Source organism: Ruegeria sp. HKCCD7628 (genome assembly GCF_057221005.1).
This window is the reverse complement of sequence record NZ_JBWVBA010000001.1, coordinates 1,057,198-1,069,418: the sequence shown is the minus strand read 5'-3', so window position 1 is coordinate 1,069,418 and position 12,221 is coordinate 1,057,198. Positions and strand designations below refer to the sequence as shown.

Annotated in this window: 10 protein-coding genes; 5 read left to right on the top strand and 5 right to left on the bottom strand. The window is 56.5% G+C overall.

The features are described from left to right. Positions 1–24 precede the first annotated feature (24 nt). The gene (locus AC2TAD_RS05300; RefSeq protein WP_480866376.1) at positions 25–789 is read right to left on the bottom strand and encodes a hypothetical protein; all 765 of its coding nucleotides are present in this window, start codon (positions 787–789) and stop codon (positions 25–27) included. After that, on the bottom strand, positions 786–1,646 hold the full coding sequence (locus AC2TAD_RS05295; protein WP_480866375.1) for a hypothetical protein: 861 nt from the start codon (positions 1,644–1,646) through the stop codon (positions 786–788). Before AC2TAD_RS05295 ends, AC2TAD_RS05300 begins: the two co-directional genes overlap by 4 nt. 310 nt (positions 1,647–1,956) lie before the next feature. Between AC2TAD_RS05295 and rplK the strand changes: the two genes are divergently transcribed. Further along, positions 1,957–2,406, top strand: a complete 450-nt coding sequence (rplK, locus tag AC2TAD_RS05290) for a 50S ribosomal protein L11 (protein WP_010440985.1) — start codon at positions 1,957–1,959, stop codon at positions 2,404–2,406. Position 2,407: 1 nt separating this feature from the next. Beyond that, complete coding sequence (rplA, locus tag AC2TAD_RS05285; RefSeq protein ID WP_170355304.1) at positions 2,408–3,106, top strand: 50S ribosomal protein L1; 699 nt, start codon at positions 2,408–2,410, stop codon at positions 3,104–3,106. Between the two features lie 63 nt (positions 3,107–3,169). On the opposite strand, the gene AC2TAD_RS05280 is transcribed toward rplA, so the two are convergent. The 3 genes from AC2TAD_RS05280 to AC2TAD_RS05270 form a co-directional block, all read right to left on the bottom strand. Beyond that, complete coding sequence (locus AC2TAD_RS05280) at positions 3,170–4,183, bottom strand: phosphotransferase family protein (RefSeq protein WP_480866373.1); 1,014 nt, start codon at positions 4,181–4,183, stop codon at positions 3,170–3,172. Positions 4,184–4,294: 111 nt separating this feature from the next. Next, positions 4,295–5,320 (bottom strand): Hint domain-containing protein, encoded by a 1,026-nt coding sequence (locus AC2TAD_RS05275; protein ID WP_480866372.1) that lies wholly within the window; start codon positions 5,318–5,320, stop codon positions 4,295–4,297. Between the two features lie 164 nt (positions 5,321–5,484). Beyond that, complete coding sequence (locus tag AC2TAD_RS05270) at positions 5,485–6,456, bottom strand: phosphotransferase family protein (RefSeq protein WP_480866370.1); 972 nt, start codon at positions 6,454–6,456, stop codon at positions 5,485–5,487. Between the two features lie 401 nt (positions 6,457–6,857). Between AC2TAD_RS05270 and rplJ the strand changes: the two genes are divergently transcribed. The 3 genes from rplJ to rpoB all read left to right on the top strand — a co-directional run bounded on the left by rplJ (position 6,858) and on the right by rpoB (position 12,216). Next, on the top strand, positions 6,858–7,376 hold the full coding sequence (gene rplJ / locus AC2TAD_RS05265; protein ID WP_170355300.1) for a 50S ribosomal protein L10: 519 nt from the start codon (positions 6,858–6,860) through the stop codon (positions 7,374–7,376). Positions 7,377–7,455: 79 nt separating this feature from the next. Then, positions 7,456–7,830, top strand: coding sequence for a 50S ribosomal protein L7/L12 (gene rplL / locus AC2TAD_RS05260; RefSeq protein ID WP_008755409.1), 375 nt, complete (start codon positions 7,456–7,458; stop codon positions 7,828–7,830). 249 nt (positions 7,831–8,079) lie between these two features. Continuing rightward, positions 8,080–12,216, top strand: a complete 4,137-nt coding sequence (gene rpoB, locus AC2TAD_RS05255; protein WP_480866368.1) for a DNA-directed RNA polymerase subunit beta — start codon at positions 8,080–8,082, stop codon at positions 12,214–12,216. Positions 12,217–12,221 lie beyond the last annotated feature (5 nt).

Below are 12,221 nucleotides of genomic sequence, written 5' to 3'. Positions count from 1 at the left end.
GGTGGCAGGGAAAGAACTGTGTAGCTATGGCGGTCCTGGGATCAGTTCATTTTGTTGAAGGGCTGTCAGAATGTCGAGGATTGTCGACGGGCTGAAATCCACCGATCCGTCAAGAAAGACACCCAGCCCGCCTTCTCCGATTTCTTTCGGGCCGCCTTTGTCGTAAACCGGATCGAGTGAAGCGAGTTCTGCTGGCAATTCCGGACACAATGGGGTTTCGTTCAAAACAAGGTCCACAGCGGCCAGCATCAATTCCTTAACAGAGTCCAGAGTGTCGTCCTTCAGAAGTTGCTCGCGCTGTTCTTCAGGGGCCGTAAGTGTAAGATCAATGAGTTTGAAATAAGCACAATTGTCGCGCAGCTCGACGGTCGCCGCGGTGGACATATTCGCCAGGATGGCTCTTTTTTGTTCGCCCCGCTGAAAGTCGCGCTCGCTGGTTCGACTGCATTCGAAGATTGTGATGGTTACATTTCCATTCAAGTCAATCGCGTCGTCTTGGGCTTTGAGGCTTAAGTCATCCAGCCGGGCCTGCAGGCCGCAATTGTCGATGATCGCGTTGTCAGCCAACTGCTCTGGCACTGTTTTTTGTATCTCTCGGAGATCGAGAAGGGCGTTTACCCCGATCCGTGTAGGGGCAGCGGCAGTGATTTTCAGGTCCAGCGTGTAGGGGAGCTTTGTTTCGCGCACCGGCAAGGTAGCGTCGATCAGAAAGTTCACCTGCTGAGCGCTAGGAGCGCGAACGCCGGGAACTGCTGCCGCCAAGACCAAGATCATGAACCAATGTCTCATTCAGCAAACTCCAAAACACCAAGCGCTTTTAGGCCCGCAAGGACTTTGACGATTGTCTCGGCGCTGACATCAGCCGATCCGACAACTGCGGCTCCCATCCCGCCCGGAGCAATTTCGCGTGTGCCGCCGGATTCGTAGATCGGGTCGAGAACTGCGAATTCTTCGGGCAGTGGCGGGCAGACCGGGTTGGCGGCCAAAAACTCTCCACCCTTTTCTAGCACGGCTTCGTTGATGCGGTTGGTCAAACCAAAAAGATTGCTGACGGCGCCGATAAAGCCACGCGGGTTGAGGTCAACATTTTCGATACTGAATGTCAGGCACTGGCCTTTAACTTCCGCCTTGGCGACAGCAACGGCATCGACTGTAGCCCCAAAATAACGAATGCCAGCTTCTTCACGCCGGTTGCACCTGGTAAATTGAGCGCGGGCCGAACCCTCGACCTTTACAGTATCCCCTATGGCAGTTACATCGCGGACCTCAAGATAGATCTGACGTTTGCAGCTTTCTTCCAGAGGGCCAGTCAGAATCTGCGGCGCCTTTTCCTGCAGTCCGCGCAGGTCCATGAACGCCCTTATTTGCAACCGTGTGGGGCTGGCTTCTTCAAGGCCGCTGTAAACCGTGAAGGGAACGGGAATGTCGCGTAGGGGAACTTCCTTGGTCAGTTTTATCTGAAACCGACCGGCATAGTTGGCAGGATCAATCCCCGCCGTGGCGGTTGATACGGGACTGTTGGACCCGTTGGATTGGCCGGTTGTCTCGGACGCGGCGTCCTGATCCTGAGCCTTGCTGCCACATCCCGGCAGCATCGCTAGGAAAACGCAGATCAGTAGCCCCTTGTTCAGCCGAGATGATGCCATCCCCGATCACCTCTTTTGCAATCAAGCAGTTCCAAGATACCCGTCTTGTTCTCTGGCGCAACTTATGTATTCAAGTAAATTATTCTGTTTGGTTTTTCTAACTGACACTGAGGTCGGACCAAGACAAAAAGGGTCACTTGGGAATAAGGTGACATCTACTTGCCAACCCCATCGTTCCCCTGTAAATGCCGCCTCTATCGTCTTCGGGCGAGATTCTCTCGTGGGAGGTTGCTGGGATCGCGATCCCGGATCGGACCACGCAACATAAACCGGGTGGAACGCGTTTCACCTACGTTGAAAGGAAAACCAAATGGCTAAGAAGCTTGCTGGTACAATGAAACTGCAGGTTCCTGCAGGTCAGGCGAACCCGTCGCCGCCAGTTGGTCCGGCGCTGGGTCAGCGCGGCATCAACATCATGGAATTCTGCAAGGCGTTCAATGCCAAGACTGCAGACATGGAGCCCGGCGCCCCATGCCCCACCGTGATCACCTACTATCAGGACAAGTCCTTCACCATGGACATCAAGACGCCGCCCGCGTCTTATTACCTGAAAAAAGCAGCTGGTCTGAAGCCGGTTGGTAAGCGTAACCGCCCCCGTGGCGCGGAAAACCCAGGTCGTGAGACCGTGGCAACCGTGACCTCGAAGCAGGTTCGTGAAATCGCCGAAGCCAAAATGAAAGATCTGAACGCCAACGACGTCGAAGGCGCAATGCAGATCATCCTGGGCTCGGCCCGCTCTATGGGCATCGAGGTGAAGTAAGATGGCAAAACTTGGTAAACGCACCCGCGCTGCGCGCGAAGCTGTCGCCGGCAAGGAAAATCTGTCGATCGAAGACGCAGTTGCCCTGGTCAAAGCCAACGCAACCTCGAAATTCGACGAGACCATCGAAATCGCGATGAACCTGGGCGTTGACACCCGTCACGCTGACCAGATGGTTCGCGGCGTTGTTGGCCTGCCCAACGGCACCGGTAAAGCGATGCGCGTTGCTGTTTTCGCTCGTGGCCCCAAGGCTGACGAAGCGAAAGAAGCAGGCGCGGATATCGTTGGCGCAGAGGACCTGATGGAAACCATTCAGGGCGGCACCATCGAATTCGATCGCTGCATTGCCACCCCGGACATGATGCCCATCGTTGGCCGTCTGGGTAAGGTTCTGGGCCCCCGCAACCTGATGCCAAACCCCAAGGTTGGCACTGTGACCATGGACGTCAAAGCAGCCGTGGAAGCAGCCAAGGGCGGTGAAGTTCAGTTCAAGGCGGAAAAAGGCGGCGTTGTGCACGCTGGCGTTGGCAAAGCGTCGTTCGACGAAGCCAAGCTGGCCGAAAACGTGCGCGCATTCGTTTCGGCTGTGGCCAAGGCCAAGCCGTCGGGCGCAAAAGGCACCTACATGAAGAAAATCGCGCTGAGCTCGACTATGGGCCCAGGCGTGACTCTGGATGTGGCGGCTGCGGCGGGCGAATAAGCCCTGACGCACGACTACAAAGAATTGGTCCCGGGTGGTGAGAACTGCCCGGGATTTTTTGTGTCAATTGGTAAAGTGATCCGGCTGAAAAGCCCTTTTCGCAAAGGGTCGTAGCCGCCGCAGAGTTCTTTGTTTAGCCGCAGTGCGCAGCGCCTTTTTCTGTGGCACGCGGGCCAAAGTCGACAAGACGCGTGGATAAAGAAGAAAAGCCACGCTGGGATCATTTGGACCGACCAGTTTATACCCTTCGAAAAAAGCTGAGGTGACATCGTCGGGGACGACTCGGCCGGGCGCTACCTCGTTTGCAGAACGGGTCAGGGTGGTGAAATCCAGCAAGACTTTTGAAATGTCATGTCCGACCGGCGCCATTTGATCGCTGGAAAAGTCAAGCCCGAGTGTCCGCTGGTCGTCTCGTATCAGATTGGATAGGTGAAAGTCGCCGTGCTGAATTGCCGAAATCGTTTGCTGGCCCTCGAACTGTGGCGCCAGCTCGATGATCCGTCGGATACCGGCGAGAAACAGTTGCCGTGCGGGTACGGTTGCAGTGCCTGCGGTGATCTGTCTTTCCAGCTCCTGATAGTAGCAGACCGTGTATTTGGGCTGAAAGATGCGACGCTCTTCGATCTGTGTGCGGTGATAGGCATCCAGCCAGACCCCGGCTTGTTTTAAAAGGTCCAATTGTTGGACAGGCCGATCCTCAACCTTGCGGACGAGTTCAGCGAAGGTGTGACCCCTTATGTATTCAAAGAGGCTTGTTTGAGCGTCCTGTGACACGTGGATAGGTTTGGGCGCGGTCAGGGTGGCGTCTTCCCCCAGAGCATGAAACGCTCGTTCCTGACGCATGTGGTGGGCGACAAACCCCTGTTGCGACTCGGGTTTAAGCTGGAACTTGTAGGCGTAAGACAAACCCGACCTGTGTTTTGCGCGAAGAACAATCCGAGAGTTTTCCGGATCGTCTCGGCGGGACAGTTTGGTCAGCGTCCAGCCATGGCGAGACAACCCCGCCTTGGCGGCGAAACCTGGCCAAAGTTTTAAGGCTGTTTTGTCGAGGGTCGAGTCCTGAAAGTTCCACCACATGCCAAGGTTTTTCTCTTCGCATTAATCGTCTGCATTTGTATCTGCAGACAATGCAGCGTTCGGGTGCGTTGCGCAAATGCCGGGATTGGCGGCATCCCGCATCCTGTCAGTTCACATATACGCGCTTAGAACTGCTGCTTCACGGGCGTTGATCGTCGCGGCTGCAGTGTGACGGAAGGCGTCCCTTGCGTGGTCAAGCGAGGGGAACAGGGCCACAATCTCGGCTCGCTGCGCCGAGGACAAAGCATGTTTTGCGCTTTCGCCAAAGAAATAGCTTTCTGTCAACGCTCCGTTCGACCGAACGATGTGATGATGGTCGAACATGAAATGCGTGTAGGTGATCCTGTCCATCTCGCGGATTTCAACACCCGGCAGGCTGCAAAGATGCTTGGCCGCAACGAAAACCTCAGAAGACCCGAACAGCATGCTTATCGCGGGCGAAGCGACGAGAACCCGATGTTGCTGTGACAGAATAAGTTTTTTGGTGTTTCCGATGGCCCCCTGTTCAATGACAACAGGTGCAAAGGCGCCGCGCCCGGGGACTGTGGTCGTGTCGATCCACATGATTGGCTGAAAACCGGCATCGCGGGTCCAGATGTTCTGACCACGGCTGAGTTGCGCGATATCGACATCCCCTTCAGATGTTGCGATCAGAGTGCCTGGGCCAAAACAGGGGATGTAGTCGTCATAAGCCGAACTGCCTGCGTTGGATCCTGAAACCTTGATATAGGATGTTCCGGGGTCCAGTGGTGCAGACGTTGCAAATCCCCAAACGTCCGAGGTGACGCCGTTTTGCGAAAAAACGTAGACCTCGATTTCGGGTCCGACCGGGTTGCCATCACCGTCCAGGGCGCGCAGGACGATAATGGATTCTGACTCGACCGGCGTACCGTCGGCGACAATCCCGCCGCCATCCGTGATGATATGTCCGCCCGCCTGGTCGTCGTTGAAAATATCCGGGCTGCCGCTAGTGTCGTCCAGCGTGACGGTCGTCCCGCCGCCGCCAGAAAACGAAAAGATGGTCCCGTCCGGAGTATCCGAGTTGTTGATAATCGAGTTGCCTACGATGCCGCCAGAAGAACTGGAGGTCACAATCAGGCTAGAGCTGTCCTGAGCGAAAAAACTGCGAAGTACCATGTGCTCGACTTAACCTTACAGAAACTTGTTAACCAGGCGGAGGCTTTAGGTTGGAAACCGGCAAAACCTATATCCAGTACGCAATTTAATTTGCTTGGGTCTGATTTTGCCAGCCATTTCTTCAGCTCCGATCACACAATTTTGTTAGCAGCGCGAAAGTTGCGTTAATCAACACTGTCGTGAAATGCGATGCGCAGTCGGTTGCCCAGCCTGTGCCGTTTGTCTTCCTCGTACGGGCTGCAGCGATGGTTTAAGTGCCACAGTGCCAACCAGTCCAAAATCAACCGTCCTCGGATGCAGGTGTCCAGAATGTCCATATGGATGGGGTGTTCGTAACGCCGGAAAAACATCTCTTTGTTTGTTTTCAAAATGCCACTGCGATCCACTTCCTGAGGGGGAGCGTCGCGAAACACATCGGACTTCAGGAAGTCCACGATGTCATAGGGGGCCAGTTTCACCCTGACCTCGGTGAAATCCAAACCGATCATATGCCCTCGGCCGACGATCAGGTTCTGTGCATGGAAATCACCGTGTGAAAACACCTGCGTTTCCAGAGTGCCCCCGAGGCTCCATGCTTGGTTTGTCAGCACATCCAGCATTGCCGTGCTTTCGCGTTGAATCTCTTGTGGGACATGCGCCGCTGCGGCCTGAATGTTGTCGAGCATCCATTTCGGTCGAAATCCGTATTTCTGTAGCGGGCGGTACGCGTGCAAATGGTGCAGCCATTCTCCGGCGCGTCGATAAATCTGGGCGACCTGATCCGCATCAGGGCTTCTGTGAATAATATCCGCTGCGGTTGGACGGTCGATATACTCTGTCACGAAGAACGTCTGCGAGGGTGAGATGTGGACAGGGCGAACAACCCGCACAGTCTGCGTGTCTTCGAAATAAGCCGACAGGGTCGTCAGAAGGTCATATTCCTTCTGCAACCGACCCGTTTCCGGAGAGGTTGTATCAATCTTTAGGGCGTACTCCCCTGAACCGGTTCTCAGGCGCAGTAGGTACCGGGTGTCAGCAAAATCATGCGATCGGTAGACGCATTCAAACCCGGATAAGCTTAGGTTCCTGCCATGTGCAGAGAATTCTTTGACGCAACCTGTCGCAAATCGGTGTTCTTGCGGGGAGAGTTTCGGCATTTGCAGCGTGTTATCCGGGGTTTGGGTGCGCGAGACAGGACCTTAGCGTGAATGACATGTCAATGCCGCACAATACAGTTTGGACAGGGTGCCTCGCTGGGAAGGGATTGCAGCGATTTGATGTGATTTACCTCTTGGAAACCCCGCCTATCTGCCCTAAAGAGACTTGCGGAGTAAAGCGTGCGATTCGTCGTGCGCTTTATTTCGTTTCGTCCAAGACGGTGGGTGACCTTGCGAAAGGTCTTAATTCCCTGCCTGAGACGGGTAAGACCAAAGAATTCTGAGGGTCGCATTCCTCGGGCGCATTTTGGCCAATCCCGTAACAACGGACCTGAACGCTGGGGTTTCGGCCTCGGCAAATATGAGCCGGGATGTCCAACATCCCAAACTTGGAGAGAACTGTGGATAGAGCCCAGAAAGAGAAAGTGGTCGAGGAACTCGGCCAAATCTTCGAAAGCTCTGGCGTCGTAGTGGTTGCCCATTACGCCGGTCTGACAGTTGCCGAGATGCAGGACCTTCGCGCACGTGCTCGTGACGCGGGTGGCGCCGTGCGTGTTGCCAAGAACAGGCTCGCCAAAATCGCCCTCGACGGAAAGCCATGTGAAAGCATTGGTGACCTGCTGACGGGTATGACCGTTCTGACCTATTCCGAGGATCCCGTGGCAGCAGCCAAGGTGGCCGAGGACTTCGCCAAAGAGAACCAAAAGTTCGAAATCCTTGGCGGTGCAATGGGCGAGAACGCTCTGGACCGGGCTGGTGTTACAGCCGTGTCGAAAATGCCGTCGCGTGAAGAGCTTATTGCTACGATCGCGGGTATGCTTGGCGCGCCTGCTTCGAACATCGCCGGTGCAATTGGCGCACCTGCAAGCAACATCGCAAGCATCCTTTCCACCATCGAAGAGAAGGCGGAAGCTGCGTAAGCGGTTGGCACTGAATGATCTGCGTAGGGTGAGCACCCTGACGTTGGAACACACACTGTAAACGGAAAGAGCTGATAAAATGGCTGATCTGAAAGCACTCGCAGAAAGCATCGTGGGTCTGACCCTGCTGGAAGCACAAGAACTGAAAACCATCCTCAAAGACGAATACGGCATCGAGCCCGCAGCAGGCGGCGCAGTTGTCATGGCAGCTGGTGGCGACGCCGGCGGCGCAGCTGAGGAAGAAAAAACCGAATTCGACGTCGTTCTGAAGAACGCCGGCGCTTCGAAAATCAACGTGATCAAAGAAGTTCGCGGCATCACCGGTCTGGGCCTGAAAGAAGCCAAAGAGCTGGTTGAAGCTGGCGGCAAGATCAAAGAAGGCGTTGACAAGGCAGAAGCCGAAGAAGTCAAAGCCAAGCTGGAAGCAGCTGGCGCCGAAGTCGAGCTGGCCTAAGCCAACTGACAGGTGCATCGCTGATGTGCCGAAAATTCAGGCTGGGCCCGGAGAAATCCGGGTCCAGCCGAACCTGTCTTAGCAAGGGCCTCATATGTTGGGGCGTTTTCTAAGACGCGGTTCATGGATCGGGAGGCTGCCTTCGGGACGGTGGCCACGAATTGATCCGGACGTGTCGTCTCGAATGTGCAGGATGCCGGGGCCCGACGGTGTCTTTGCCCGCTGAGAACTTGAAAGGTGACATCTGACATGGCTCAAACGTTCCTTGGCCAGAAACGTCTTCGTAAATACTACGGCAAAATCCGCGAAGTGTTGGAAATGCCGAACCTCATTGAGGTACAGAAATCTTCTTATGATCTTTTCCTGCGCTCCGGCGATGCAGAACAGCCCACTGACGGCGAAGGCATCAAAGGCGTGTTCCAGTCGGTTTTCCCGATCAAGGATTTCAACGAGACCTCCGTTCTGGAGTTCGTGAAATACGATCTGGAAAAACCCAAATACGACGTCGAAGAGTGCATGCAGCGCGACATGACCTACAGCGCACCGCTGAAGGTCACTCTGCGTCTGATCGTGTTTGATGTCGATGAAGATACCGGCGCGAAGTCGGTCAAAGACATCAAAGAACAGGACGTGTTCATGGGCGACATGCCCCTGATGACGCCGAACGGTACGTTCATCGTGAACGGCACCGAGCGTGTGATCGTCAGCCAGATGCACCGCTCGCCCGGTGTGTTCTTTGACCACGACAAGGGCAAGACCCACTCGTCCGGTAAACTGCTGTTCGCCTGCCGCATCATCCCGTATCGCGGCAGCTGGCTGGACTTTGAGTTCGACGCCAAAGACATCGTTTTTGCCCGTATCGACCGTCGCCGCAAACTGCCTGTGACGACCCTGCTTTATGCGCTGGGTCTGGATCAGGAAGCGATCATGGACGCGTATTACAACACCGTCTCCTACAAGCTGGATGGAAAGAAAGGCTGGGTCACGCCGTTCTTTCCCGAGCGTGTCCGCGGCACTCGTCCGACATACGACCTGATCGACGCGAAATCGGGTGAAGTGATTGCCGAAGCGGGCAAGAAAGTCACTCCGCGCGCGGTCAAAAAGCTGATAGACGAAGGCAGCGTTACCGAATTGCTGGTTCCCTTTGACAACATCGTTGGGAAGTACGTCGCCAAGGACATCATCAACGAAGAAAACGGCGCGATCTATGTCGAAGCCGGTGATGAACTGACCCTGGAATACGACAAGGACGGCGACCTGATTGGTGGCACTGTCAAGGATCTGATGGATGCGGGCATCACCGACATCCCGGTTCTGGACATCGACAACGTCAATGTCGGCCCCTACATGCGCAACACCATGGCTCAGGACAAGAACATGAGCCGCGACACCGCGCTGATGGACATCTACCGCGTCATGCGTCCGGGTGAGCCGCCCACCGTTGAGGCTGCGTCGGCCCTGTTCGACACGCTGTTTTTCGACAGCGAGCGCTATGACCTGTCCGCTGTTGGCCGCGTGAAGATGAACATGCGTCTGGCTCTGGACGCGCCGGACACCCTGCGTACCCTGCGTCGCGAAGACATCGTGGCCTGCATCAAAGCGCTGGTGGAACTGCGTGACGGCAAGGGCGACATCGACGATATCGACCACTTGGGCAACCGTCGTGTGCGCTCGGTCGGCGAACTGATGGAAAACCAGTACCGCGTTGGCCTGCTGCGCATGGAGCGCGCGATCAAAGAGCGTATGTCGTCGGTCGAGATCGACACTGTCATGCCGCAGGACCTGATCAACGCGAAACCGGCTGCGGCTGCTGTTCGTGAATTCTTCGGCTCGTCGCAGCTGTCGCAGTTCATGGACCAGACCAACCCGCTGTCGGAAGTCACCCACAAACGCCGTCTCTCGGCGCTTGGCCCCGGTGGTTTGACGCGCGAGCGTGCGGGCTTTGAGGTGCGCGACGTACACCCGACCCACTATGGCCGGATGTGCCCGATTGAAACGCCCGAAGGTCCGAACATCGGTCTGATCAACTCGCTGGCCACCTTTGCCCGCGTGAACAAGTACGGCTTCATCGAAACACCCTATCGCGTTGTCAAAGACGCCGAGGTGACCGATGAGGTTCACTACATGTCCGCGACCGAAGAAATGCGTCACACCGTGGCGCAGGCGAACGCGACGCTGGACGCTGATGGTAAGTTCATCAACGATCTGGTATCGACCCGTCAGGCCGGTGACTACACTCTTGCCCCGCGCGAGAATGTTGACCTGATCGACGTAAGCCCAAAACAGCTGGTTTCGGTCGCTGCATCGCTGATCCCGTTCCTTGAAAATGACGACGCCAACCGCGCTCTGATGGGCTCGAACATGCAACGTCAGGCGGTTCCGCTGCTGCGCGCCGAGGCACCGCTGGTCGGTACCGGGATCGAGGAAAAGGTTGCGATCGACTCAGGCGCTGCGATTCAGGCGAAACGCGCCGGTATCATCGACCAGGTCGATGCCCAGCGTATCGTTATCCGCGCCACCGAAGATCTGGAACTGGGCGACGCTGGCGTTGACATCTATCGTCTGCGTAAATTCCAGCGTTCGAACCAGAACACCTGCATCAACCAGCGTCCGCTGATCAAGGTGGGTGACACCGTCCAGAAGGGCGAAGTCATTGCCGACGGTCCGTCGACCGACATGGGCGAACTGGCCCTTGGTAAGAACGTGGTCGTCGCGTTCATGCCGTGGAACGGTTACAACTACGAAGACTCGATCCTGATCTCGGAACGTATCGCGCGTGACGACGTCTTTACCTCGGTCCATATCGAGGAATTCGAAGTCGCCGCTCGTGACACCAAGCTGGGTCCGGAAGAGATCACCCGCGACATCCCGAACGTCGGTGAAGAAGCGCTGCGCAACCTCGACGAGGCGGGCATCGTTTACATCGGTGCGGATGTTGAGCCGGGCGATATTCTGGTCGGCAAGATCACTCCGAAGGGCGAAAGCCCGATGACCCCGGAAGAAAAGCTGCTGCGCGCCATCTTTGGCGAAAAAGCATCTGACGTGCGCGACACCTCGCTGCGCGTGAAGCCGGGTGACTACGGTACGGTCGTTGAGGTTCGCGTTTTCAACCGTCACGGCGTCGAAAAAGACGAGCGTGCGCTGCAGATCGAGCGTGAGGAAGTCGAACGTCTGGCCCGTGACCGGGACGACGAGCTGGCGATCCTGGACCGCAACATCTATGCGCGTCTGCAAGGTCTGATCCTGGGCAAAACCGCTGTGAAAGGCCCGAAAGGCGTCAAGCCGGGCTCGGTGATCACCGAAGAGCTGCTGGAAACCCTGACCCGTGGTCAGTGGTGGCAGCTGGCGCTGGAAGGTGAGCAAGACGCACAGATCGTTGAGGCTCTGAACGAGCAGTACGAAGTGCAGAAACGCGCTCTGGACGCCCGTTTTGAAGACAAGGTCGAGAAAGTCCGCCGTGGCGACGACCTGCCCCCGGGTGTGATGAAGATGGTCAAAGTCTTCATCGCCGTGAAGCGTAAGCTGCAGCCGGGCGACAAGATGGCCGGTCGTCACGGGAACAAAGGTGTGATCTCCAAGGTTGTTCCGATGGAAGACATGCCGTTCCTGGCCGATGGTACGCCGGTTGACTTCTGTCTGAACCCGCTGGGTGTGCCTTCGCGTATGAACGTTGGTCAGATCCTTGAAACCCATATGGGTTGGGCCGCGCGCGGTCTGGGTCTGAACATCGACGAAGCTCTGGGTGAATACCGCCGGTCCGGCGATCTGACCCCGGTGCGCGAAGCGATGAAGCTGGCCTATGGCGAGAATGTCTACGAAGAAGGCATCACCGGTCTGGACGAGGATGGCCTGATCGAGGCTGCGGGCAACGTGACCCGTGGTGTTCCGATCGCAACCCCGGTCTTCGACGGCGCCAAAGAGGCTGACGTCAACGACGCGCTGGTGCGTGCGGGCTTCTCGGAAAGCGGTCAGTCGGTTCTGTTCGACGGTCGCACCGGTGAGCAATTTGCACGTCCGGTCACCGTGGGCATCAAGTACTTGCTGAAACTGCACCACCTTGTGGACGACAAAATCCACGCGCGTTCGACCGGGCCGTACAGCCTGGTTACCCAGCAGCCGCTGGGTGGTAAGGCGCAGTTCGGTGGTCAGCGCTTTGGTGAAATGGAGGTCTGGGCTCTGGAAGCTTACGGTGCCGCCTACACCCTGCAGGAGATGCTCACCGTGAAATCGGATGACGTCGCCGGCCGGACCAAGGTCTATGAGTCGATCGTCAAGGGCGAGGATAACTTTGAAGCGGGCGTACCGGAATCGTTCAACGTTCTGGTTAAAGAAGTCCGTGGCCTTGGCCTGAATATGGAACTCCTGGATGCGGAGGTTGAGGAGTAAGGGCG